The sequence below is a fragment of the Streptomyces sp. NPDC037013 genome (genome assembly GCF_055607265.1).
The window spans coordinates 982,077-1,005,799 of record NZ_JBVJRV010000002.1; the positions used below are offsets into that span (position 1 = coordinate 982,077).

Sequence of the window (23,723 nt, forward strand, 5' to 3'; positions counted from 1 at the left end):
CAGCGATGCTCGGGAAGCGGTCCTGGAGGGACTTGCCTGCCGGCGGTGCCTGCCAGACCTCTTGTAGCGCAACTCGTTGGCATGTTGAGCAGCCTCGCCCGCTCGGCTTCGTTCGGTCTACAACGCGACCGCGCCAGCGATGACCGCATACGTTGCACTCCCAGAGCACTGTGCGGCCACTGCCTGGGCTGAGCGAAGCTGGATCAACTGAAGCAGGTTCAACAGCCCGTATCTCTGCGAAGACGGCCGGGTGGGTCTCGCGCAGCATGCGGCGTATTGCCACATCTCCCCCTAGTTCAAGACCTATGGGGGCATGGTACTGAGCTGCTGCCACCTGAGTCCGCGCATTGTCGGCGTGGCTTGAGGCGGGGGAGTCGTGCGCCGTTCGCTCGGCCTTGCCTGTGTCGGAGGTGTGTCGCGATCAGCCGTAGACAATGAGAAAGAGCGGGAGTCAGTGAGACTGACTCCCGCTCTCTCGTGTCGGCATCCGCCCATGTCAGCGCTTGATTCGCGCTGGTTACTCGGCGAGTGCCCCCGGCAGGATTCGAACCTGCGCACACGGCTCCGGAGGCCGTTGCTCTATCCCCTGAGCTACGGGGGCGTGTCGGCTGCTTGTGCGGCGACGGGTAGAACCCTACCAGCTCTCCGGGGCTCATCATGAACAGGTATTTCTTCGCTTCCCGGGGGCGGCTCCCCGTCCCTGCGGGGAGCATCCTCCTGGGGGTGCGGGCGACCCTTCGCCGGCATCCCCCACACGGCGGAAGTGGGGAAAACCGGGACGCGGCGGTGGGCGCGGACCTACTCTCGAGTTGTGTCAGGCGTGCCCGGCCGCGTGCTTGTTGTGGACGACAACAAGGTCATTCGGCAACTGATCAGGGTCAACCTCGAGCTGGAGGGCTTCGAGGTCGTGACCGCGGCCGATGGTGTCGAATGCCTGGACGTCGTGCATCAGGTGCAGCCCGATGTGGTCACCCTCGATGTCGTGATGCCCCGCCTCGACGGACTGCGCACCGCCGCCCGGCTGCGGGCCGACCCGCTTACGCGGCACCTGCCCGTCCTGGTCGTCAGCGCCTGCACCCAGTACGAGGTCGAGAACGGGTTGGAGGTCGGCGTCGACGCCTTCCTGGCCAAGCCCTTCGAGCCCAGCGAACTCGTCAGTGTTGTACGGGATTTGATGGAGCGCTCCGCTTGTGCCGCCGACCATGGCCCCGCCGGCCATGGATCCGTCGGCCATGGCTCCGCCGTGCATGCGTCTGCGACGCACCGGTCTGCGGGGCTTCAGGCTCACCAAGGCGGCCAGTCTCACCAAGGCGCCCAGGCTCGCCAAGGTGGGCAGGACGGCCTGTACGGCCACCAAGCCCCTCAGACGCACCAAGCCCAGGCCTACCCCGGGCGCGAGCGGCGGGGCAGTGGGGCCGAAGGCGCGTCGGGCAGTGGCTCCTCCGGTGGAATGAGCGACGCCGAGCGCGCCGCCCAGCCCGGCGGCTGAGCAGTCCCTCGGCGACGCCTAGCGCGCCGCCCAGCCCGGTGGCTGAGCAGGCGCCTCGCTGGCCGCCTCCCTGCCCCGGTCAGGCCCCCGCCCCGTCCACATCCCGGACCATCCCCTAAACCGGCTCGCTTCTTCACCCCCCTCCTCCCATACGCTTGTCCCGTGACCCCCGTCGAGCTCTCCCGGACCGTGCTGCGCGCCATGCGCCGAGCCGTCGATGCCGGTGAGCTGCGCTTCGACGGTGAGCCGCCCTTCGGCAGTGCGCCTCGCCCCGATGGTGAGCACGACGTGGTCGGGGAACCCTCCCCGCCCGGCCCCCATCGCGTCCGCATCGAGCGCCCCCGCCCCGGCGGATGCGGCGACTACGCCACCAACCTCGCCCTCCAGATCGCCGGCGCCGCAGGGCGGTCGCCGCGGGAGGTGGCCGAGGTGCTGTCCGGGCGGCTCGTCGCCGAGCCCGGGATCGCCGGGGTCGACATCACCGGGCCCGGGTTCCTCAACATCACCCTCGCGGGCGCCCGCGCCGAAGCGGGTGCGGCGCTCGTCCGTGACGTCCTGGAGCGGGGGCGCTGTTACGGGCACGTCCACCCGGACACCGGGGAGCTCGCCCAGATCCACGTGCCTCACGAGGTCCGTGCCCTCGTCGTCGCCGACAGCGTTCGCCGCGTCCTCCGCTCCCAGGGCGTCCTCGTCCGCCTCACCTGCGACGAGCTCCCCGAGCTCCAAGAGCACCCCTGGACCACCGCCACCGACGACGGCCTCCACGTCCAGGTCGACGCCCACGGCCGCCCCCCCGAGCCCCTCCCCACCCTCCGCCCCGTCCCCGCCGACCCCGCCGGTGTGCTGCGGCTGGGGCGTGACGCCGGGCGGTGGGCGCTGCTGCATCCCGCCGCCCACGACCACCCCCGCACCACCCCCGAGCAGGGCGGTGACGCGCACCTCGTGCAGCGTGAGGGCAATCCCCTCTTCCGCGTGCGGTACGCCCACGCCCGGTCCCGCGCCCTCGCCCGTAACGCCGCCGATCTCGGTTTCGCCGCCGTTCCCGGCGAGGTCGACGTCGACGCACCCGCCCTGTTCGACGTGATCGAGGCCTACCCGGCCGTCCTCGCGGCCGTCGCCCGCCACCGCGCGCCCGACCGCCTCGCCCGGCATCTCGTCGTCACCGCCGACGCGTTGCTCGCGTATCAGCACGCCGTCCTGCCCCGCGGCGACGAGAAACCCTCGGCCGCCCACCGCGCCCGGCTCGCGCTCGCCGAAGCCGCCGGGACGGTGCTCGCCGGCGGCCTGTCCCTGCTCGGCATCAGCGCACCCGAATACCTGTGACATCCATGAGCGAGACGCACCGCGCGGCGCACGCGGCGCCCGCCACACGTGCGGCGCATGCCACGCATGCGCCCGTGCCGGGCCCCGCGACCGCTGCGCCGACCGCGCCGACCTGCGAAAAGCGTGTTGGATGTCACGGAGTGACACACGTGAGAGAGACGACACAGCCATGAGCCGTTCCGCACACCCCGCCGGCCCCCGCCACGCCGACGTGCTCCCCGAGGGCCACTACAGCGCCCCGCCCGCCGACCTCAACGCGCTGGACCCCAAGGTCTGGTCCCGCACCGTCACCCGTACGCCCGACGGCGTCGTCAGCGCGGGCGGCATCGAAGTGACCCGGCTCGCCGAGGAGTTCGGCACTCCGGCGTACTTCGTCGACGAGGCCGACTTCCGGGCCCGCTGCCAGGCCTGGCGCGACGCCTTCGGGCCGGACGCCGATGTCTTCTACGCCGGCAAGGCGTTCCTGTCCCGCGCCGTCGTGCGGTGGCTGCACGAGGAGGGGCTCAACCTCGACGTGTGCAGCGGCGGGGAGCTCGCCACCGCCCTCGCCGCCGGCATGCCCGCCGACCGCATCGCCTTCCACGGCAACAACAAGACCGAGGACGAGATCCACCGGGCGATCGAGGCGGGTGTCGGCCGCATCGTGCTCGACTCCTTCCAGGAGATCGTGCGCGTCGCCCACATCGCCGACCGGCTCGGCCGGCGCCAGCGCGTGCAGATCCGGGTGACCGTCGGCGTCGAGGCGCACACCCACGAGTTCATCGCCACCGCCCACGAGGACCAGAAGTTCGGCATCGCGCTGGCCGGGGGACAGGCCGCCGAGGCCGTGCGGCGCGCCCTCAAGCTGGACGGGCTCGAACTCATCGGGATCCACAGCCACATCGGGTCGCAGATCTTCGACATGGCCGGTTTCGAGGTCTCCGCGCGGCGCGTCGTGCAGCTGCTCGCCGAGGTGCGGGACGAGCACGGCGTCGAGCTGCCCGAGATCGACCTCGGCGGCGGCCTGGGCATCGCGTACACCTCCGACGACGACCCGCGCGAGCCGCACGAGATCGCCAAGGCGCTGCGCGAGATCGTCACGCGGGAGTGCGAGGCCGCGCAGCTGCGAACGCCCCGCATCTCCGTGGAGCCCGGCCGCGCCATCGTCGGCCCGACCGCCTTCACGCTCTACGAGGTCGGCACCATCAAGCCCCTCGAAGGGCTGCGCACCTACGTGTCCGTGGACGGCGGCATGTCGGACAACATCCGCACCGCGCTCTACGACGCCGAGTACACCGTCGCCCTGGTCTCCCGCTCCTCCGACGCCGAGCCCGTCCTGGTGCGCGTGGTCGGCAAGCACTGCGAGAGTGGTGACATCGTCGTACGGGATGCTTTCCTGCCGGCCGACCTCGCGCCCGGCGATCTGATCGCCGTGCCGGCGACCGGTGCGTACTGCCGCTCGATGGCGAGCAACTACAACCACGCTCTTCGCCCGCCCGTCGTCGCCGTCCGGGACGGTGAGGCGCGGGTGATCGTCCGGCGTGAGACGGAGGAAGATCTTCTCCGTCTCGATGTCGGATGACGGAAAACATGAAATAGATGTCTCACGATCCGGACAATGGACAGAAAGTCCGTTCCGGTGGGTGAGACTGGTTCCACCGTAGATGTATGAGAAGTGAGGTCGGATGATGCGTACGCGTCCGCTGAAGGTGGCGCTGCTGGGCTGTGGGGTTGTCGGCTCAGAGGTGGCGCGCATCATGACGACGCATGCCGACGACCTCACGGCCAGGATCGGCGCCCCGGTGGAGCTCGCCGGGGTCGCCGTGCGCCGTCCGTCGAAGGTGCGCGAGGGAATCGATCCTTCTCTCATCACCACCGACGCGACCGCGCTGGTCAAGCGGGGCGACATCGACGTCATCGTCGAGGTGATCGGCGGCATCGAGCCCGCCAGGACCCTGATCACCACCGCCTTCGAGCACGGCGCGTCCGTCGTCTCCGCCAACAAGGCGCTGATCGCCCAGGACGGCGCCGCGCTGCACCAGGCGGCCGTCGAGCACGGCCGGGACCTCTACTACGAGGCCGCCGTCGCCGGCGCCATCCCGCTGATCCGGCCGCTGCGCGAGTCCCTCGCCGGCGACAAGGTCAACCGCGTCCTCGGCATCGTGAACGGGACGACGAACTTCATCCTGGACGCCATGGACACGACGGGGGCCGGCTATCAGGAGGCCCTCGACGAGGCCACCGCGCTCGGGTACGCAGAGGCCGACCCGACCGCCGACGTCGAGGGGTTCGACGCCGCCGCCAAGGCCGCGATCCTCGCCGGGATCGCCTTCCACACGCGCGTGCGCCTCGACGACGTGTACCGCGAGGGCATGACCGAGGTCACCGCCGCGGACTTCGCGTCCGCGAAGCGCATGGGCTGCACCATCAAACTGCTCGCCATCTGTGAGCGGGCCGCCGACGGCGGGTCCGTCACCGCGCGCGTGCACCCCGCGATGATCCCGCTCAGCCACCCGCTGGCGTCGGTCCGCGAGGCGTACAACGCCGTCTTCGTCGAGGCCGAGGCCGCCGGACAGCTCATGTTCTACGGCCCCGGCGCGGGCGGCTCGCCCACCGCGTCCGCCGTCCTCGGCGACCTCGTCGCCGTCTGCCGCAACAAGCTCGCCGAGGCCACCGGGCCCGGCGACTCCGCGTACACCCAGCTGCCCGTGAGCTCCATGGGCGAGGTCGTGACGCGCTACCACATCAGCCTCGACGTGGCCGACAAGCCGGGCGTACTCGCCCAGGTCGCGACGGTCTTCGCCGAGCACGGCGTATCGATCGATACGGTCCGTCAGACGGGCAAGGACGGCGAGGCCTCCCTCGTCGTCGTCACCCACCGCGCGCCCGACGCCGCCCTCACCGGCACCGTCGACGCGTTGCGCAAGCTCGACACCGTGCGTGGTGTCGCCAGCATCATGCGGGTTGAAGGGGAGTAAGCAGCAATGACCCACCAGTGGCGCGGAATCATCGAGGAGTACCGGGACCGCCTTCCGGTCTCCGACACCACGCCGGTCGTGACGCTCCGCGAGGGCGGCACGCCGCTCGTGCCCGCACAGGTGCTCTCCGAGCGCACGGGCTGCGAGGTCCACCTCAAGGTCGAGGGCGCCAACCCCACGGGGTCCTTCAAGGACCGCGGCATGACCATGGCGATCACCAAGGCCAAGGAGGAGGGCGCGAAGGCCGTCATCTGCGCCTCCACCGGCAATACCTCGGCCTCCGCCGCGGCCTACGCCGTACGCGCCGGAATGGTCTGCGCGGTCCTCGTGCCGCAGGGCAAGATCGCGCTCGGCAAGATGGGCCAGGCGCTCGTCTACGGCTCGAAGATCCTCCAGGTCGACGGCAACTTCGACGACTGCCTGAACCTCGCCCGCGGCCTCTCCGAGAACTACCCGGTGGCGCTGGTCAACTCGGTCAACCCGTTCCGCATCGAGGGCCAGAAGACCGCGTCCTTCGAGATCGTCGACGCGCTCGGCGACGCCCCCGACATCCACGTCCTTCCCGTCGGCAACGCCGGCAACATCACCGCCTACTGGAAGGGCTACAAGGAGTACGCGGCCGACTCGGTCTCGTCCCGTACCCCCCGGATGTGGGGGTTCCAGGCCTCCGGCTCGGCGCCCATCGTGCGCGGCGAGGTCGTCAAGGACCCCTCGACGATCGCCACCGCGATTCGCATCGGCAACCCCGCCTCCTGGCAGTACGCGCTCGACGCGCGCGAGGAGTCCGGCGGCTTCATCGACGAGGTGACGGACCGTGAGATCCTGCGCGCCTACAAGCTGTTGGCCTCTCAGGAGGGCGTCTTCGTGGAGCCCGCGTCGGCCGCGTCGGTCGCCGGTCTGCTGAAGGCCGCCGAGCAGGGCAAGGTCGACCCCGGCCAGCGCATCGTCTGCACCGTGACCGGCAACGGCCTCAAGGACCCGGACTGGGCCGTCGCGGGCGCCCCGCAGCCCGTCACCGTCCCGGTCGACGCCGCCGCCGCGGCCGAGCGCCTCGGTCTGGCCTGACCGACCGCGGACGAAACCCGCGGCTCCGTACAAGGGGTGGCACAGGGGGCTTACGACACGCATCGTGCGCCTCCTGTGCGCCCTATGTCGCCACAGAACCTTCCTTCGATAGGCTGTACCGAACCCGCCCCGCCGCATATGCCGCGGTGCCGCCGTCGTCAGCGGCCTTCGGGTGTTCCGTACATGTGGCACGTACCGAAAATACGGAGCCTCAAAAACACGCAGCTCAAGGAGAGTCATCGAGCGATGGCCGGTCCCGCGTTCCGCGCCGCCGCCGTCCGGGTGCGCACCCCCGCCACCAGCGCCAACCTCGGCCCGGGCTTCGACAGCCTCGGCCTGTCGCTGGGTCTGTACGACGACGTGGTCGTCCGGGTGGCCGACTCCGGCCTGCACATCGACATCGCCGGGGAGGGCAGCGACAACCTCCCGCGCGACGAGTCGCATCTGCTCGTACGATCCCTGCGCACCGCCTTCGACCTGCTCGGCGGACAGCCGCGCGGTCTAGAGATCGTCTGCGCCAACCGCATCCCGCACGGCCGCGGCCTCGGCTCCTCGTCCGCGGCCATCTGCGCCGGCATCGTCGCCGCGCGCGCCGTGACGATAGGCGGGGAGGCCCGTCTCGACGACGCGGCGCTGCTCGAACTCGCCACCGAGATCGAGGGTCACCCCGACAACGTCGCCGCCTGTCTGCTCGGCGGCTTCACCCTCTCCTGGATGGACGGGGGAACGGCGCGGGCGATCAGGATGGACCCCGCCGATTCCATCGTTCCGGTGGTTTTCGTGCCGGGAAAGCCGGTCCTCACCGAGACGGCTCGCGGACTGCTCCCGCGCACCGTCCCGCACGTCGACGCGGCCGCCAACGCGGGCCGGGCGGCCCTGCTCGTCGAGGCCCTGACCAGGCGCCCCGAGCTGCTGCTCGCCGCCACCGAGGACCGTCTGCACCAGGAGTACCGCGCCCCGGCCATGCCGGAGAGCGCCGCCCTGGTGGAGCGGCTGCGCGCCGACGGCGTGCCCGCGGTGATCTCCGGCGCGGGCCCCACGGTCCTCGCGCTGGCCGAAGACAGTGCGGCCGACAAGGTCGCACGCCTGGCAGGAGAGGGCTGGGCGGCCAACCGGCTGGCCCTCGACGCCAAGGGAGCGAGTGTTCTGCCGCTCGCGCCCTGACGCAGTGATCGAAGGGATTCGGGGTGTCCCGATCCTGAGAGGGGGAATGTTTGTTGGATCCGGTAGTGTTAATCTCAAGTCTGCACCCGACCTCACCATGGCGAGGTGCTTTGTGTCCCCGTCCGGGACAACCATTCTTCCGGGAGCCTCCCAAACTGCTTCGTGCCCCGCACTGAGCGGTCCTGAGCACGCTCCGGAACCGGCGTGACCGAGCCGGGTGACACCGCACTTCAGTGGCACCGCACCGGGAATCGCCATCACCAATGAATTCTTCCGCCGCGTTGGCGGACCACCGCCCCGGCACGGTCCACGGAAAAGCAAGGACCGACCGCCGGACAGCACAACCGGTCGCCGAGCCAGACAGGCCGACGTCCGCTCCAGGGAAGGACCCTTCGTGAGCGACACCACCGATCTGATGGGCGTGACTGCCGACACGCCCGCCACGGACGCCTCTGCGGCGCCTGCCACCGGTGCTTCGGCCGGGTCCCGGCGGCGCCGCGGCACCGGCCTCGAGGGCATGGTGCTGGCGGAACTGCAGCAGGTCGCATCGGGCCTTGGGATCAAGGGCACCGGGCGCATGCGCAAGAGCCAGCTGATCGAGGTCATCAAGGAGGCGCAGGCAGGGGGCGGAGCCCCGGCGAAGAGCGCCGCCGCTTCCGGGGACACCACCGAGACCAAGCCCAAGCGCCGGGCCACCTCGAAGGCCCGTACGGGCGAGGACGCCGCGGAGCCCGCCGGCAAGGCGAGCGCGGCGGACAAGTCCGCGGGCAAGGCCGAGAAGGCCGCCCAGCAGCAGATCGACATCCCCGGCCAGCCCGCCGGTGGCCCCGCCCGTGCGGGTGACGCCGAGCGCGGCCAGGACGAGCAGCCGGCCGGCGAGCGCCGCAGGCGCCGTGCCACCGCCGACGCGGGCAGCCCGGAGACCGTCACCGCCGAGGCGAAGGGCGAGTCCAAGGCCGACGCCAAGGGTGACGCGTCCGAGGGCAAGGGCGGCGACAACTCCGGCGACAACAACGCCGAGGGCCGCCGCGACCGCCGGGACCGCCAGGGCCGCGGCCGTGACCGCGACCGCCGCGGCAACAAGGGCGACGACCAGCAGGGCGGCGGCCGTCAGGACCGGCAGGACCGCCAGCAGCAGGGCGGCGGCCGTCAGGACCGGCAGGACCGCCAGCGCGACAACGGCCCGCGGGCCGACGAGGACGGGGACGACTTCGAGGGTGGCCGCCGCGGCCGCCGCGGCCGTTACCGGGACCGCCGGGGCCGTCGCGGCCGCGACGAGCAGGGCTTCGGCAACGAGCCGCAGGTCTCCGACGACGACGTCCTGATCCCCGTCGCGGGCATCCTGGACATCCTCGACAACTACGCGTTCATCCGTACGTCGGGCTACCTCCCCGGTCCCAACGACGTCTACGTCTCGCTCGCCCAGGTCCGCAAGAACGGCCTGCGCAAGGGTGACCACGTCACCGGTGCGGTCCGCCAGCCCAAGGACGGCGAGCGCCGCGAGAAGTTCAACGCGCTCGTGCGCCTCGACTCGGTCAACGGCATGGCGCCCGAATCCGGGCGCGGGCGACCGGAGTTCAGCAAGCTGACGCCCCTTTACCCGCAGGACAGGCTCCGCCTGGAGACCGACCCGGGCGTGCTCACCACCCGCATCATCGACCTCGTCGCCCCCATCGGTAAGGGCCAGCGCGGTCTGATCGTGGCCCCGCCGAAGACCGGCAAGACCATGATCATGCAGGCGATCGCCAACGCGATCACGGTCAACAACCCCGAGTGCCACCTGATGGTCGTCCTGGTCGACGAGCGTCCGGAAGAGGTCACCGACATGCAGCGGTCGGTGAAGGGCGAGGTCATCTCCTCGACCTTCGACCGCCCCGCCGAGGACCACACCACGGTCGCCGAGCTCGCCATCGAGCGCGCCAAGCGTCTGGTGGAGCTGGGCCACGACGTCGTCGTACTGCTCGACTCGATCACGCGTCTGGGCCGTGCGTACAACCTCGCCGCCCCGGCCTCCGGCCGCATCCTCTCCGGTGGTGTCGACTCGACGGCGCTGTACCCGCCCAAGCGCTTCTTCGGTGCCGCGCGCAACATCGAGGACGGCGGCTCGCTGACCATCCTCGCCACCGCGCTCGTCGACACCGGGTCCCGCATGGACGAGGTCATCTTCGAGGAGTTCAAGGGCACCGGCAACGCCGAGCTCAAGCTCGACCGCAAGCTCGCCGACAAGCGCATCTTCCCGGCGGTGGACGTGGACGCGTCCGGCACCCGCAAGGAAGAGATCCTGCTCGGCAGCGACGAACTCGCCATCACCTGGAAGCTGCGCCGCGTGCTGCACGCGCTCGACCAGCAGCAGGCGATCGAGCTGCTTCTCGACAAGATGAAGCAGACGAAGTCGAACGCCGAGTTCCTGCTGCAGATCCAGAAGACGACCCCGGCGCCGGGCAACGGCAACGACTAGTCCTCCGCAGCGTTCTGACAAGAGGGCCGCCCCGTCACAGCAGTGACGGGGCGGCCCTCTTGGTATGCGTGTGACCAAAGAGACCTTGGCCACACGCATAAGAGATTCTCACGGTCACGGGCCGTAGCCCGGTGGCGGAAAAAGCCGCAGGTGAGGGCTGAAATCGGGGGGCAGGGGAACACGGTCCGTGACCGCCGGAACCCGCGGCGCGCACAGGGCGCTGTGCAACCCTTCAAGCGGTTTCGCCGTCTGACAAGTGACGACGAACCGGCACCTGACCCTGAAAGCAGGGGGTAACGACCGACGAGGACTGAGGAGCGCATGACCGACCAGAGCACGCCCGCGGGTACGGCCGACGCGAAGCCTCAGCGCTCCCGCGGCGGAGGCGGCCGGCGGCGCAAGCCCCGCAAGCGGAGCAAGGCGCTCGTCGTCACGGCGTGGACCGCGGCCTCGGTGGTCGTCGTCGGGGGAGCGGGCCTCGGCTTCCTCTACTTCAAGCTCAACGGCAACATCAAGGGCGTCGACATCAACGCCGCGCTCGGCACCGACCGCCCCATGGACATCGACAACGGCTCCCAGGACATCCTCGTCCTCGGCTCCGACTCGCGCTCCGGCGACAACGCCAAGTACGGCAAGGACGAGGGCGCGGCCCGCTCCGACACCGCGATGATCGTGCACGTCTACAAGGGCCACAAGAAGGCCAGCGTCGTCTCCATACCCCGCGACACCCTCATATCCCGGCCCGAGTGCACGACCGAGGACGGCAGGACCGACCCCGGCGGCCGGCGCCAGATGTTCAACACGGCGTACGAGGTCGGCGGCCCCGCCTGCGCCGTCAAGACCGTCGAGAAGATGTCCGGCATCCGGATGGACCACTACGTCGAGGTGGACTTCACCGGCTTCAAGAAGCTCATCGACACCCTCGGCGGCGTCGAGATCACCACCAAGAAGGCCATCCACGACAAGGACAGCCACCTCGACCTGGACGCCGGCACCCACACCCTCGACGGCGAGCAGTCCCTCGGCCTCGTCCGCACCCGGCACGGCGTCGGCGACGGCAGCGACCTCGGCCGCATCCAGCTCCAGCAGGCCTTCATCAAGGCCCTCCTCGACCGGGTCAAGGACGTCGGCGTCTTCAGCAACCCGAAGAAGCTGTTCGACCTCGCGGACGACGCGACCAGCGCCGTCACCACCGACTCCGACCTCAACGACGTCAAGAGCCTCGCGAGCTTCGCCAATGGCCTCAAGGGCATCGGCGCCGGCGACATGAAGATGGTCACGCTGCCCGTCGAGTACGACCCGAGCGACCTCAACCGCGTGCTGCCCCTGGAAAAGGCCGACCAGGAGGTCTGGGACGCCCTCAGGGCCGACAAGCCGATACCCAAGTCCGCCACCGAGAAGTCCGCGGGCGACAAGGGCGACGCGGGCGACGTGGTCTCCGGCCACTGAACGCCCCCCGGGCACGCCCGGGGAATAGATCGGCGGCCACCCCGGTTTTGGGAGATACGGCCGGTCCTGGCAGACTGGTACGTCGGCCCCGGTTCACGTACGAGCAATCCGCACGTACGACCCGGTGCCCTCCCGAAACTAGGAGACACCTTGAAGCGCGACATCCACCCCGAGTACGTCGAGACCCAGGTCAGCTGCACCTGCGGCGCCGAGTTCACCACCCGCAGCACGATCTCCAGCGGCACCGTCCGCGCCGAGGTCTGCTCCGAGTGCCACCCGTTCTACACGGGCAAGCAGAAGATCCTCGACACCGGTGGCCGTGTGGCCCGCTTCGAGGCCCGCTTCGGCAAGGCTGCGGCTGCCAAGAAGTAGCGAGCCACTGCGCCGGTCATCGGCCGCCCTCGGGAGGGGGTGGCCGGGACCGGCGCTTTTGCCGTCCCGCAGCCGATTCGCGTAGAACCACCGCGTAGAAACCCAGGAGCCCCCGAATGTTCGAGGCGGTCGAGGAACTGATCGGCGAACACGCCGATCTCGAGAAGAAGCTCGCCGACCCGTCGGTCCACGCCGACCAGGCCAACGCGCGCAAGCTCAACAAGCGCTACGCCGAGCTGACCCCGATCGTCGCGACGTACCGCTCCTGGAAGCAGACCGGGGACGACATCGAGACGGCGCGCGAGTACGCCGCCGCCGACCCGGACTTCGCCGCCGAGCTCAAGGACCTGGAGCGGCAGCGCGAGGAGCTCACCGAGAAGCTGCGGCTGCTGCTCGTGCCCCGGGACCCGTCCGACGACAAGGACGTCATCCTGGAGATCAAGGCGGGCGCGGGCGGCGACGAGTCGGCCCTCTTCGCCGGCGACCTGCTGCGCATGTACCTGCGGTACGCCGAGCGCGTCGGCTGGAAGACCGAGATCATCGACTCCACCGAGTCCGAGCTCGGCGGCTACAAGGACGTCCAGGTCGCCGTGAAGACCAAGGGCGGCAACGGCGCGACCGAACCCGGCCAGGGCGTCTGGGCGCGGCTGAAGTACGAGGGCGGCGTGCACCGCGTGCAGCGCGTGCCCTCCACCGAGTCCCAGGGGCGCATCCACACCTCCGCGGCCGGTGTCCTCGTGACGCCCGAGGCCGAGGAGATCGACGTCGAGATCCACGCGAACGACCTGCGCATCGACGTCTACCGCTCCTCAGGACCCGGCGGCCAGTCCGTCAACACCACCGACTCCGCGGTGCGCATCACGCACCTGCCCACCGGCGTCGTCGCCTCCTGCCAGAACGAGAAGAGCCAGCTCCAGAACAAGGAGCAGGCGATGCGCATCCTGCGCTCCAGGCTCCTCGCGGCGGCCCAGGAGGAGGCGGAGAGCAAGGCCGCGGACGCCCGCCGCAGCCAGGTCCGCACCGTCGACCGCTCCGAGAAGATCCGGACGTACAACTTCCCGGAAAACCGCATCTCGGACCACCGCGTCGGCTTCAAGGCGTACAACTTGGACCAGGTGCTCGACGGCGACCTCGACGCGGTCATCCAGGCCTGCGTCGACGCGGACTCCGCCGCCAAGCTCGCCGCCGCCTAAGCCCACCCCGTACGACCGTCCCGGAGGACCAGCGTGCAGCAACATCTTGGGGGGCGACCCCCAAACCCCCGCAGCGTGCTGCTCGCGGAGGTGGCCCAGGCCACCCAGCGCCTTGCCGACGCGGGGGTGCCCTCGCCGCGCAACGACGCGGAGGAGCTCGCCGCCTTCGTGCACGGCGTGAAACGCGGCGAACTGCACACCGTCAAGGACGCCGACTTCGACGCCCGCTACTGGGAGACGGTCGCCCGGCGCGAGGCCCGCGAGCCGCTGCAGCACATCACGGGGCGCGCCTTCTTCCGCTACCTGGAACTGCAGGTCGGACCCGGCGTCTTCGTGCCACGCCCGGAGACCGAGTCCGTCGTCGGATGGGCCATAGACGCCGTCCGCGCGATGGACGTCGTCGAGCCGCTCATCGTCGACCTGTGCACCGGCTCGGGCGCCATCGCGCTCGCCATGGCGCAGGAGGTGCCCCGCTCGCGCGTACACGCCGTGGAGCTCTCCGAGGACGCCCTGAAGTGGACGCGGAAGAACATCGAGGGGTCCAGGGTCGCGCTCCGCCAGGGAGACGCCAGGGACGCCTTCCCCGAGCTCGACGGCCAGGTCGACCTCGTCATCTCCAACCCGCCGTACATCCCGCTCACCGAATGGGAGTACGTCGCCCCGGAAGCCCGCGACCACGACCCGGAGCTGGCACTCTTCTCCGGGGAGGACGGCCTGGAACTGATCCGCGGCATCGAGCGCACCGCCCACCGCCTGCTGCGCCCCGGCGGTGTGGTCGTCATCGAGCACGCCGACACCCAGGGCGGCCAGGTCCCGTGGATCTTCACGGAGGAGCGCGGCTGGGCGGACGCGGCGGACCACCCCGACCTGAACAACCGCCCGCGCTTCGCGACCGCCCGCAGGGCGATGCCGTGACGACCCAGATCATCAGTGTCAGCATTTCAGTGAGGAGTCCGGACTAATGGCACGGCGATACGACACCAACGACGCGACCGACCGTACGACCGGTCTGCGCGAGGCCGCGTCCGCCGTCCGCCGTGGCGAGCTGGTCGTGCTGCCCACCGACACCGTCTACGGCATCGGTGCCGACGCCTTCACCCCGGAGGCCTGCGCCGACCTGCTGGACGCCAAGGGCCGCGGCCGCAACATGCCCACCCCCGTCCTCATCGGCTCGCCCAACACGCTGCACGGCCTGGTCACCGACTTCTCCGAGATGGCCTGGGAGCTCGTCGACGCCTTCTGGCCCGGCGCCCTCACCCTCGTCGCCAAGCAGCAGCCCTCGCTCCAGTGGGACCTCGGCGACACCCGCGGCACGGTCGCCATCCGCATGCCGCTGCACCCCGTCGCCATCGAGCTGCTCACCGAGGTCGGCCCGATGGCCGTCTCCTCCGCCAACCTCACCGGCCACCCCGCCCCCGAGGACTGCGACGCCGCGCAGGAGATGCTCGGCGACTCCGTCTCCGTCTACCTGGACGGCGGCCCGACCCCCGGCATCGTCCCGTCGTCGATCGTCGACGTCACGGGCAAGGTGCCGGTCCTGCTGCGCGCCGGCGCGCTCGACGCGGACGAGCTGCGCAAGGTGGTACCCGACCTCGAGGTGGCGAATTGACAGCCCCTGAGACGGGGCGTGGCATAGCGGGCTTCCCGGGCTCTGCGGGCACGTTCCGCATCCTCCACGTCAGCACCGGCAACGTCTGCCGCTCGCCGATCACCGAGCGGCTGACCCGGCATGCCCTCGCCGACCGCCTCGGCGACCCCCTCACCGGCGGTCTCATCGTGGAGAGCGCGGGCACCTGGGGCCACGAGGGCGCCCCGATGGAGACCAACGCGGAGACCGTCCTCGCCGACTTCGGCGCGGACGCCTCCGGCTTCATGGGCCGCGAACTCCTCGACGACCACGTCATCCGGGCCGACCTGGTCCTGACGGCGACCCGCGACCACCGGGCCCAGGTCATCTCCATGGGGCACTCGGCGGGCCTGCGCACGTTCACCCTCAAGGAGTTCACGCGGCTGGTGCGGGCCATAGACCCGACGACGCTGCCGGACCCCGACGGGGACGGCGTGGTGGAGCGCGCCCGCGCCCTGGTGCGCGCCGCCGCCGCGCTGCGCGGCTGGCTCCTCGCGCCGAACGTGGAGGCCGACGAGGTGTACGACCCCTACGGCGCGCCCCTGCCGTTCTTCCGGTCGGTCGGCGACGAGATCAACCAGGCGCTCGACCCCGTGGTGACGGCGCTGACCGGGGTGCCCGCACACATGTAGCCGCGGTCCCGCGCGCGCCTGCCCGCGCGGGCCTACATTGGATCTGAGGTCATCCCCCCGCACGGCCCCGGAGCCCACGATGACGGTCAGCACCGCACCCCCCGCCCCCGCGGCGTACACGGATCTCGACGCGCTGCGCAGGCAGGACCCCGAGCTCGCCGAGGTCATCGCCGGCGAGGTCGCCCGGCAGTGCGACGCGCTCCAGCTGATCGCCGCCGAGAACTTCACCTCGCCCGCCGTCCTCACCGCCCTCGGCTCGCCGCTGGCCAACAAGTACGCCGAGGGCTACCCGGGCGCCCGGCACCACGGCGGCTGCGAGTTCGTCGACGTCGCCGAGCGGATCGCCGTCGACCGCGCCAAGGCCCTGTTCGGCGCCGAACACGCCAACGTGCAGCCCCACTCCGGCTCCTCCGCCGTCCTCGCCGCCTACGCGGCCCTGCTGCGCCCCGGCGACACCGTCCTGGCGATGGGGCTGCGGCACGGCGGGCACCTGACGCACGGCTCGCCCGCGAACTTCTCCGGGCGGTGGTTCGACTTCGTCGGCTACGGCGTGGACCCAGGGAGCGGTCTCCTCGACTACGACCAGGTGCACGCCCTCGCCCGCGCTCACCGCCCCAAGGCCATCGTGTGCGGTTCGATCTCCTATCCGCGCCACATCGACTACGCGGCCTTCCGGGAGATCGCCGACGACGTGGGCGCCCACCTCATCGCCGACGCCGCGCACCCCATGGGGCTGGTGGCCGGGGGAGCGGCGCCCAACCCCGTCCCGTACGCCGACGTCGTCTGCGCCACCACGCACAAGGTGCTGCGCGGCCCGCGCGGCGGCCTCCTGCTGTGCCGGGGCGGGCTGGCCGAACGGATCGACCGCGCCGTCTTCCCGTTCACCCAGGGCGGCGCCCAGATGCACACGATCGCGGCGAAGGCCGTCGCCTTCGGGGAGGCGGCGACGCCGGCCTTCACCGCGTACGCCCACCAGGTGGTCGCGAACGCGCGCACCCTGGCCGAGGCGCTCGCCGCCGGCGGATTCGCGGTCACGACCGGCGGTACGGACACCCATCTGATCCTCGCCGATCCGGCCCCCCTCGGCGTGGACGCGCACACCGCCCGCGGCCGGCTCGCGGCGGCCGGCATCGTCCTGGACACCTGCGCCCTGCCGGACGGCGAGACCCGCGGCCTGCGCCTGGGAACGGCCGCCGTCACCACGCAGGGCATGACCGGCGCGGAGGCGGCCCACATCGCGCGACTGCTGGTCGACGCGGTGCGCGAGGAGGCGTACGTACGAGAAGAGGTACGGGAACTGGTGGGAAGATTTCCGCCGTACCCGGCATAGGACGGGGCGGCCCGGTCAGGGACCCCCGGGTACTCGTGCAACCATCGTCGCTACCCGGAAGTCCCCAACCGTATGCGCACAAAGCTAGGGTGTGGGGCTGAGATGGCCAGCGAGACCTGTGGGGAAGCCCGTGCGTGAATACCTCCTGACGCTCTGCATCACGGCCGCGGTGACCTACCTGCTGACCGGCCCGGTGCGGAAGTTCGCGATCGTGGCCGGCGCCATGCCGGAGATCCGCGCTCGTGACGTGCACCGGGAGCCCACGCCCCGGCTCGGCGGGATCGCGATGTTCTTCGGGCTCTGCGCGGGCCTGCTCGTCGCCGACCACCTGCCGAACCTCAACGCGGTCTTCGAGAACTCCAACGAACCGCGGGCGCTGCTCTCCGGCGCGGCGCTGATCTGGCTGATCGGTGTCCTCGACGACAAGTTCGAGATCGACGCCCTGATCAAGCTCGGCGCCCAGATGATCGCCGCGGGCGTCATGGTCATGCAGGGTCTGACGATCCTGTGGATCCCGGTGCCCGGCGTCGGCCCGGTCTCCCTGACCTCCGGGCAGGGCACCCTGCTCACCGTCGCGCTCGTCGTCATCACGATCAACGCCGTCAACTTCGTGGACGGCCTCGACGGCCTCGCGGCGGGCATGGTCTGCATCGCCTCCGCGGCGTCCTTCATGTACGCGTACCGCATCTGGTACGGCTACGGCATCGAGGCGGCGGCGCCCGCGACGCTCTTCGCCGCCATCCTCATGGGCATGTGCCTCGGCTTCCTGCCGCACAACATGCACCCCGCCCGGATCTTCATGGGCGACTCCGGCTCGATGCTCATCGGCCTGATCCTCGCGGCGGGCGCCATCTCCGTCACGGGGCAGGTCGACCCGGCGGCGATGAAGCTGAACTTCGGCGGCGACCGCGACGCCACGCACGCGATGCTGCCGGTCTTCATCCCGCTTCTGATGCCGCTCACCATCATCGCGATCCCCTTCGCCGACCTGGTGCTCGCCATCGTCCGGCGCACCTGGAACGGCAAGTCGCCGTTTGCCGCGGACCGCGGCCACCTCCACCACCGGCTCCTGGAGATCGGCCACTCGCACAGCCGCGCGGTGCTGATCATGTACTTCTGGTCGGCGCTCATCGCCTTCGGCACGGTGGCCTACTCGGTGCACTCGACGAGCATGTGGATCCTGCTGCTGATCGTCGCGCTCAGCGCCGTCGGGCTCGTCCTGCTCCTGCTGCCGCGCTTCACGCCGCGCACCCCGCGGTGGGCCGAGGCGTTCGTGCCGCCGCGCTACCGGCGCCGGCGCGGGGCGGCGGGGCAGGGCGCGGGGGAAGCCGACCTCGGGGCGGAGCAGGGCGGCGCGGAGCCGGGCGGTGCGGAGCGGAAGACTCCGGCCGGCGTGGGCGTCAACGGAGCGACCGCGATCGGCGACCGTTCACACCTCTCGGAGAGGCGAGAAGCGGGAACGTCACGTTGACGCGCACCGCTAAATCGCCCCAATACCAGACAACTTGCCGCCCGGGATGCACAGACGCGCGGATTAGCTCTCATGTGTGACAGTCAGCACACCGAGCAGGTAAAGACCTCATCAAATAGTTTGTGATACGGTTCACGAGACCCCGGGATAGAGCCGAAGGACCGTAGTGCGACGGTCGATTGGCCCGAGGGACCTTCTCGACCCGGGTCTACGCTCGTCCATGACGACACCCTGCCCCCATCAGTAAGCGGAGCGCCGCCATGCCGTCTCAAGACACCCGAACTCTCCTTCAGTCCGCTGTACCCACAGCTGCCGTCGGCGCGATCGTCGCCGCGGTCAGCGGCGTGGTCGCGGGCGGCAAGGGGGCCATCGGGGCCGTCGTCGGCACGCTGGTCGTGATCGCGTTCATGGGGCTCGGGATGTTCGTCCTGCAGCGGACGGCAAAATCGCTTCCGCAGCTTTTCCAGGCGATGGGCTTGATGCTCTATGTCGCCCAACTTCTGCTGCTGCTCATCTTCGTGGGCCTGTTCAAGGACACGGATCTGTTCAACCCCAAGGCGTTCGCACTCGCGCTCGTGATCGCGACCGTCGTGTGGATGATCGGCCAGGCTCGCGCACACATGAAGGCGAAGATCCTTTATGTCGAGCCCGACTCCGATAACAGTGACAAGCCGGAGAAGTCGGGGTCGTCGCAGTGAAGGGTAGGGGCGGGATAAATGCCCGTTCGAGATGCTGCTATCGTCCGGTGCCAACTGCGGCACTGCGGGCGCGGGCATCTGAGCTGACGCCTGCACGATCGCGAGGCTCGATGCCTGGATGCCGCTCCCACTTCCGAAACACCAGTCCGGTGCCGCCCCGCGGCTGCGCGCCGCGCCGACACGACAACGAGGTTGCCGTACCTATGCGTCACGCCGAAGGAGCCCGCGGTGAGTGCTGACCAAACTGAGCTCGCCTTCAACTGGAGCTGTCGGATCATGTCCGACGACGGCTGTGGCTTCCCGGCTCCGGGCCTGCACTCGTTCCTCTTCAAGCCGATCGCCACCGTCGGTGGCATCGAGCTCAACAAGGTGATGCTGCTCGCCCTGCTGACCACGCTCGTCGTCGTCACCTTCTTCTACGCGGCCTTCGGCAAGGCCAAGGTGGTTCCGGGCAAGCTCCAGATGATGGGTGAGGCCGGCTACGACTTCGTACGCCGCGGCATCGTCTACGAGACCCTCGGCAAGAAGGAGGGCGAGAAGTACGTCCCCCTGATGGTCTCGCTGTTCTTCTTCATCTGGATCATGAACATCTGGTCCGTTGTCCCGCTTTCGCAGTTCCCGGTCTCGTCGGTCATCGCCTACCCCGCGGTGCTCGCCCTGATCGTCTACCTGATCTGGCTGCCGCTGACCTTCAAGCGCCATGGCTTCGTGGGCGGTTGGAAGAACGTCACCGGTTACGACAACTCGCTCGGTCCGATCAAGTGGCTCGTCTCGTTCATCGAGCTCTTCTCGAACCTGCTCGTGCGTCCCTTCACGCACGCGGTGCGACTGTTCGCCAACATGTTCGCCGGTCACCTGATGCTGGTCATGTTCACCGTGGCCTCCTGGTACCTGCTGAACAGCTACATGATCCCGGCTGCCGGCGTCTCCTTCGTGATGACCGTGGTCATGATCCTCTTCGAGCTTTTCGTGCAGGCCGTCCAGGCGTACGTGTTCGTGCTCCTCGCCTGCTCGTACATCCAGGGCGCTCTCGCCGAGCACCACTGAGCCTGCCCGTCCCAAGCCCCAAGATCGTCCGGTGGCCAACCCCCACCGGCCAGTGAAAGAGAAGGAAGTAACGGCATGTCCGCTGCTCTCGACATGGTCAACCTCGCCGCCGAGAAGGGCCTGCACGGCTCCACCGGTTCCATCGGCTACGGCCTCGCCGCGATCGGCCCCGGCATCGGCGTCGGCATCGTCTTCGGTAACGGCACGCAGGCCCTGGCCCGCCAGCCCGAGGCCGCCGGCCTGATCCGCGCCAACCAGATCCTCGGCTTCGCCTTCTGTGAGGCGCTCGCCCTCATCGGCATCGTTATGCCGTTCGTGTTCGGTAAGTAAGCACTTCTTACTGACACTTTTCGACGAAAGGCACTGATGTGATCGCCAACCTGGTTCAGCTGGCGGCCGAGGAAGAGCAGAACCCGCTCGTCCCGCCGGGTCCTGAGCTGCTCGTCGGCGCCATCGCCTTCGCCATCGTCTTCTTCTTCTTCTGGAAGAAGCTCCTCCCGAACATCAACAAGGTTCTGGACGAGCGCCGGGAGGCGATCGAAGGCGGTATCGAGAAGGCCGAGGCCGCTCAGACCGAGGCCCAGAGCGTTCTTGAGCAGTACAAGGCTCAGCTCGCCGAGGCACGGCACGAGGCCGCGCGTCTGCGCCAGGAGGCGCAGGAGCAGGGCGCCCAGCTCATCGCCGAGATGCGGGCCGAGGGCCAGCGTCAGCGCGAGGAGATCGTCGCCGCCGGTCACGCCCAGATCGAGGCCGACCGCAAGGCCGCCGCGCAGGCGCTGCGTCAGGACGTCGGCCAGCTGGCCACCGACCTGGCCGGCAAGCTCGTCGGCGAGTCCCTCGAGGACCACGCCCGGCAGAGCCGCACGATCGACCGTTTCCTCGACGAGCTCGAGGAGAAGGCCGAGGCCGCTCGATGACAGCGCACGGAGCGAGCCGCGAGGCTCTGGCCGCCGCGCGCGAGCGTCTCGACGCGCTGACGGACAGCACCTCGGTCGACGCGAAGCAGCTCGCGGACGAGCTTGCCGCCGTCACGGCGCTGCTGGGCCGCGAGGTCTCGCTGCGTCGGGTCCTGACCGACCCGGCGCAGTCCGGTGAGGCCATGGCCGAGCTCGCGGGACGCCTGCTGTCCGGCCAGGTGGGCGGCGAGGCCGCCGATCTGGTGGCCGGCATGGTGCGCTCGCGCTGGTCGTCGTCGCGCGATCTGGTGGACGCCCTCGAGCAGCTCGCGAACCTCGCGGACCTGACCGGTGCGCAGCAGGCGGGCGCCCTGGACAACGTCGAGGACGAGCTGTTCCGGTTCGGCCGGATCGTCTCTTCCAGCACCGAGCTGCGGGCCGCGCTGACCGACCGCGCCGCGACCGGTTCGGCCAAGAGCGAGCTGCTGCGCAGCCTGCTCGGCGGTCGCGCCGAGGACGTCACGGAGCGGCTGATCGAGCGCCTTGTGACCGCGCCGCGGGGACGTAGCCTGGAAGAGGGACTCGAGTCCCTCTCCAAGCTGGCCGCGGACCGCCGCAACCGCATGGTGGCCGTCGTCACTTCCGCCGTTCCGCTCTCGGACCGGCAGAAGGAGCGTCTCGGCGCCGTCCTGGCCAAGGTGTACGGACGTCCGATGCACCTGAACCTCGACGTGGACCCCGCTGTCCTCGGCGGGATCACGGTGCAGGTGGGCGACGAGGTCATCAACGGCAGCGTCGCGGACCGCATCGCGGAAGCCGGTCGCCGCGTGGCCGGGCAGTAAGACAACAAGCACGACCTACGGCCCTAGTTGGGCCGTGCAGAGGATTCCTGGGGGCTGACCCCAGACCCCCCAAGAAAACTTCGGGCCCAACAAGGAGAGCAGGGAACCCAGATGGCGGAGCTCACGATCCGGCCGGAGGAGATCCGGGACGCGCTGGAGAACTTTGTCCAGGCGTACAAGCCGGACGCGGCCTCGCGCGAGGAGGTCGGTACGGTCACCGTCGCCGGCGACGGTATTGCCAAGGTCGAGGGCCTGCCCTCGGCGATGGCGAACGAGCTGCTGAAGTTCGAGGACGGCACCCTCGGTCTCGCGCTGAACCTGGAAGAGCGCGAGATCGGCGCCGTCGTCCTCGGCGAGTTCAGCGGTATCGAGGAGGGCCAGCCGGTGCAGCGCACCGGTGAGGTGCTCTCCGTCGCCGTGGGCGAGGGTTACCTCGGCCGCGTCGTCGACCCGCTCGGCACCCCGATCGACGGCCTCGGCGAGATCGAGACCAGCGGACGTCGCGCCCTTGAGCTGCAGGCCCCCACGGTCATGCAGCGCAAGTCGGTGCACGAGCCGATGGAGACCGGCTACAAGGCCGTCGACGCGATGACCCCGATCGGCCGTGGCCAGCGTCAGCTGATCATCGGTGACCGTCAGACCGGCAAGACCGCCCTGGCCGTCGACACGATCATCAACCAGCGCGACAACTGGCGCTCGGGCGACGTGAACAAGCAGGTGCGCTGCATCTACGTCGCCATCGGTCAGAAGGGCTCCACCATCGCCTCCGTGCGCGGTGCCCTCGAAGAGGCCGGCGCCCTGGAGTACACGACCATCGTCGCCGCCCCGGCGTCCGACCCGGCCGGCTTCAAGTACCTGGCGCCGTACACCGGTTCGGCCATCGGCCAGCAGTGGATGTACGAGGGCAAGCACGTCCTCATCATCTTCGACGACCTCTCGAAGCAGGCCGACGCCTACCGCGCCGTGTCCCTGCTGCTCCGCCGCCCGCCGGGGCGCGAGGCCTACCCGGGTGACGTCTTCTACCTGCACTCGCGTCTGCTCGAGCGCTGCGCGAAGCTCTCGGACGAGCTGGGCAAGGGCTCGATGACGGGTCTGCCGATCGTCGAGACCAAGGCGAACGACGTGTCGGCGTTCATCCCGACCAACGTCATCTCCATCACCGACGGCCAGTGCTTCCTGGAGTCGGACCTCTTCAACGCCGGTCAGCGCCCCGCGCTGAACGTCGGTATCTCCGTCTCCCGAGTCGGTGGTTCCGCGCAGCACAAGGCGATGAAGCAGGTCTCCGGCCGACTGCGCGTGGACCTCGCACAGTTCCGTGAGCTCGAGGCGTTCGCCGCCTTCGGTTCCGACCTGGACGCCGCGTCCAAGGCTCAGCTGGAGCGCGGTCAGCGCATGGTCGAGCTGCTCAAGCAGCCGCAGTACGAGCCGATGGCCACCGAGGACCAGGTCGTCTCCGTGTGGGCCGGTACCACCGGTCGCATGGACGAGGTGCCGGTCAACGACATCCGCCGCTTCGAGCGTGAGCTCCTGGAGTACCTGCACCGCAAGGAGCAGGGCCTCATGACCTCCATCAAGGAGGGCGGCAAGATGTCGGACGACACCCTGCAGGCCGTCGGCGACGCCATCGCGGAGTTCAAGAAGCAGTTCGAGACCTCGGACGGGAAGCTTCTCGGCGAGGACGCTCCGGCCGCCGCCAAGTGACGTAAGGAA

The 23,723-nt window shown here is 70.0% G+C and carries 21 protein-coding genes, 1 tRNA gene and 1 pseudogene; 21 read left to right on the top strand and 2 right to left on the bottom strand.

The annotated features are described in order from the left end of the window. On the bottom strand, positions 1-268 hold a 268-nt coding region (locus ACZ7DY_RS09435), incomplete at its 3' end, for a zinc-ribbon domain-containing protein (RefSeq protein ID WP_471132443.1). Positions 269-529: 261 nt separating this feature from the next. Continuing rightward, a tRNA-Arg gene (locus tag ACZ7DY_RS09440) sits at positions 530-601 on the bottom strand. 210 nt (positions 602-811) lie between these two features. On the opposite strand from ACZ7DY_RS09440, the pseudogene ACZ7DY_RS09445 reads away from it, so the two are divergent. The 21 genes and pseudogenes from ACZ7DY_RS09445 to atpA all read left to right on the top strand — a co-directional run. After that, positions 812-1,180 (top strand): annotated as a pseudogene (locus ACZ7DY_RS09445) (response regulator); the annotation flags it as partial. A 471-nt stretch (positions 1,181-1,651) separates the two neighbouring features. After that, positions 1,652-2,812, top strand: a complete 1,161-nt coding sequence (gene nrtL / locus ACZ7DY_RS09450; protein ID WP_471132101.1) for an ArgS-related anticodon-binding protein NrtL — start codon at positions 1,652-1,654, stop codon at positions 2,810-2,812. Between the two features lie 169 nt (positions 2,813-2,981). Further along, positions 2,982-4,373, top strand: a complete 1,392-nt coding sequence (gene lysA / locus ACZ7DY_RS09455; RefSeq protein WP_471132103.1) for a diaminopimelate decarboxylase — start codon at positions 2,982-2,984, stop codon at positions 4,371-4,373. Positions 4,374-4,476: 103 nt separating this feature from the next. Then, positions 4,477-5,769 carry a homoserine dehydrogenase gene (locus tag ACZ7DY_RS09460; RefSeq protein ID WP_471132105.1) on the top strand — a complete coding sequence of 431 codons (1,293 nt, stop codon included), beginning with the start codon at positions 4,477-4,479 and terminating at the stop codon, positions 5,767-5,769. 6 nt (positions 5,770-5,775) lie between these two features. Continuing rightward, positions 5,776-6,834, top strand: coding sequence for a threonine synthase (thrC, locus tag ACZ7DY_RS09465; RefSeq protein WP_471132108.1), 1,059 nt, complete (start codon positions 5,776-5,778; stop codon positions 6,832-6,834). A gap of 246 nt (positions 6,835-7,080) precedes the next feature. Then, complete coding sequence (thrB, locus tag ACZ7DY_RS09470) at positions 7,081-7,998, top strand: homoserine kinase (protein ID WP_471132110.1); 918 nt, start codon at positions 7,081-7,083, stop codon at positions 7,996-7,998. A 394-nt stretch (positions 7,999-8,392) separates the two neighbouring features. Beyond that, a complete protein-coding gene (gene rho, locus ACZ7DY_RS09475) occupies positions 8,393-10,456 on the top strand; it encodes a transcription termination factor Rho (protein WP_471132113.1) in 2,064 nt (687 codons plus the stop codon). A gap of 321 nt (positions 10,457-10,777) precedes the next feature. Continuing rightward, positions 10,778-11,905, top strand: a complete 1,128-nt coding sequence (locus tag ACZ7DY_RS09480; protein WP_471132116.1) for an LCP family protein — start codon at positions 10,778-10,780, stop codon at positions 11,903-11,905. A gap of 150 nt (positions 11,906-12,055) precedes the next feature. Beyond that, complete coding sequence (gene rpmE / locus ACZ7DY_RS09485) at positions 12,056-12,277, top strand: 50S ribosomal protein L31 (protein ID WP_030792109.1); 222 nt, start codon at positions 12,056-12,058, stop codon at positions 12,275-12,277. 116 nt (positions 12,278-12,393) lie between these two features. Continuing rightward, positions 12,394-13,470 (top strand): peptide chain release factor 1, encoded by a 1,077-nt coding sequence (prfA, locus tag ACZ7DY_RS09490; RefSeq protein ID WP_471132119.1) that lies wholly within the window; start codon positions 12,394-12,396, stop codon positions 13,468-13,470. 75 nt (positions 13,471-13,545) lie between these two features. Further along, on the top strand, positions 13,546-14,385 hold the full coding sequence (prmC, locus tag ACZ7DY_RS09495; RefSeq protein WP_471132121.1) for a peptide chain release factor N(5)-glutamine methyltransferase: 840 nt from the start codon (positions 13,546-13,548) through the stop codon (positions 14,383-14,385). Between the two features lie 46 nt (positions 14,386-14,431). Next, positions 14,432-15,079: an L-threonylcarbamoyladenylate synthase gene (locus ACZ7DY_RS09500; RefSeq protein WP_471132123.1), complete on the top strand. Its 648-nt coding sequence runs from the start codon at positions 14,432-14,434 to the stop codon at positions 15,077-15,079. Then, entirely contained in the window at positions 15,076-15,729 is a 654-nt protein-coding gene (locus ACZ7DY_RS09505) for an arsenate reductase/protein-tyrosine-phosphatase family protein (RefSeq protein WP_471132125.1), read from the top strand. Before ACZ7DY_RS09500 ends, ACZ7DY_RS09505 begins: the two co-directional genes overlap by 4 nt. A gap of 79 nt (positions 15,730-15,808) precedes the next feature. Continuing rightward, a complete protein-coding gene (locus tag ACZ7DY_RS09510; RefSeq protein ID WP_471132127.1) occupies positions 15,809-17,059 on the top strand; it encodes a serine hydroxymethyltransferase in 1,251 nt (416 codons plus the stop codon). Positions 17,060-17,189: 130 nt separating this feature from the next. After that, the gene (locus ACZ7DY_RS09515; protein ID WP_471132129.1) at positions 17,190-18,530 is read left to right on the top strand and encodes an MraY family glycosyltransferase; all 1,341 of its coding nucleotides are present in this window, start codon (positions 17,190-17,192) and stop codon (positions 18,528-18,530) included. A gap of 260 nt (positions 18,531-18,790) precedes the next feature. After that, the gene (locus ACZ7DY_RS09520; RefSeq protein ID WP_471132132.1) at positions 18,791-19,228 is read left to right on the top strand and encodes a hypothetical protein; all 438 of its coding nucleotides are present in this window, start codon (positions 18,791-18,793) and stop codon (positions 19,226-19,228) included. A gap of 276 nt (positions 19,229-19,504) precedes the next feature. Beyond that, positions 19,505-20,275, top strand: coding sequence for a F0F1 ATP synthase subunit A (atpB, locus tag ACZ7DY_RS09525; protein ID WP_471132445.1), 771 nt, complete (start codon positions 19,505-19,507; stop codon positions 20,273-20,275). 75 nt (positions 20,276-20,350) lie between these two features. After that, positions 20,351-20,605 carry an ATP synthase F0 subunit C gene (gene atpE, locus ACZ7DY_RS09530; RefSeq protein ID WP_389721340.1) on the top strand — a complete coding sequence of 85 codons (255 nt, stop codon included), beginning with the start codon at positions 20,351-20,353 and terminating at the stop codon, positions 20,603-20,605. 38 nt (positions 20,606-20,643) lie between these two features. After that, positions 20,644-21,192: a F0F1 ATP synthase subunit B gene (locus ACZ7DY_RS09535; protein ID WP_471132135.1), complete on the top strand. Its 549-nt coding sequence runs from the start codon at positions 20,644-20,646 to the stop codon at positions 21,190-21,192. After that, positions 21,189-22,013 carry a F0F1 ATP synthase subunit delta gene (locus tag ACZ7DY_RS09540; RefSeq protein ID WP_471132137.1) on the top strand — a complete coding sequence of 275 codons (825 nt, stop codon included), beginning with the start codon at positions 21,189-21,191 and terminating at the stop codon, positions 22,011-22,013. Before ACZ7DY_RS09535 ends, ACZ7DY_RS09540 begins: the two co-directional genes overlap by 4 nt. A 111-nt stretch (positions 22,014-22,124) precedes the next feature. After that, the gene (gene atpA / locus ACZ7DY_RS09545; protein WP_471132140.1) at positions 22,125-23,714 is read left to right on the top strand and encodes a F0F1 ATP synthase subunit alpha; all 1,590 of its coding nucleotides are present in this window, start codon (positions 22,125-22,127) and stop codon (positions 23,712-23,714) included. Positions 23,715-23,723: the final 9 nt, after the last annotated feature.

Excerpts from the sequence above, each read along its gene's own strand:
- lysA (WP_471132103.1), top strand. The coding sequence starts at position 2,982 with ATGAGCCGTTCCGCACACCCCGCCGGCCCCCGCCACGCCGACGTGCTC.
- thrB (WP_471132110.1), top strand. The coding sequence starts at position 7,081 with ATGGCCGGTCCCGCGTTCCGCGCCGCCGCCGTCCGGGTGCGCACCCCC.
- thrC (WP_471132108.1), top strand. The coding sequence starts at position 5,776 with ATGACCCACCAGTGGCGCGGAATCATCGAGGAGTACCGGGACCGCCTT.
- ACZ7DY_RS09510 (WP_471132127.1), top strand. The coding sequence starts at position 15,809 with ATGACGGTCAGCACCGCACCCCCCGCCCCCGCGGCGTACACGGATCTC.
- prfA (WP_471132119.1), top strand. The coding sequence starts at position 12,394 with ATGTTCGAGGCGGTCGAGGAACTGATCGGCGAACACGCCGATCTCGAG.
- ACZ7DY_RS09460 (WP_471132105.1), top strand. The coding sequence starts at position 4,477 with ATGATGCGTACGCGTCCGCTGAAGGTGGCGCTGCTGGGCTGTGGGGTT.
- ACZ7DY_RS09540 (WP_471132137.1), top strand. The coding sequence starts at position 21,189 with ATGACAGCGCACGGAGCGAGCCGCGAGGCTCTGGCCGCCGCGCGCGAG.
- atpB (WP_471132445.1), top strand. The coding sequence starts at position 19,505 with ATGTCCGACGACGGCTGTGGCTTCCCGGCTCCGGGCCTGCACTCGTTC.
- ACZ7DY_RS09520 (WP_471132132.1), top strand. The coding sequence starts at position 18,791 with ATGCCGTCTCAAGACACCCGAACTCTCCTTCAGTCCGCTGTACCCACA.
- atpA (WP_471132140.1), top strand. The coding sequence starts at position 22,125 with ATGGCGGAGCTCACGATCCGGCCGGAGGAGATCCGGGACGCGCTGGAG.
- atpE (WP_389721340.1), top strand. The coding sequence starts at position 20,351 with ATGTCCGCTGCTCTCGACATGGTCAACCTCGCCGCCGAGAAGGGCCTG.
- ACZ7DY_RS09480 (WP_471132116.1), top strand. The coding sequence starts at position 10,778 with ATGACCGACCAGAGCACGCCCGCGGGTACGGCCGACGCGAAGCCTCAG.
- ACZ7DY_RS09500 (WP_471132123.1), top strand. The coding sequence starts at position 14,432 with ATGGCACGGCGATACGACACCAACGACGCGACCGACCGTACGACCGGT.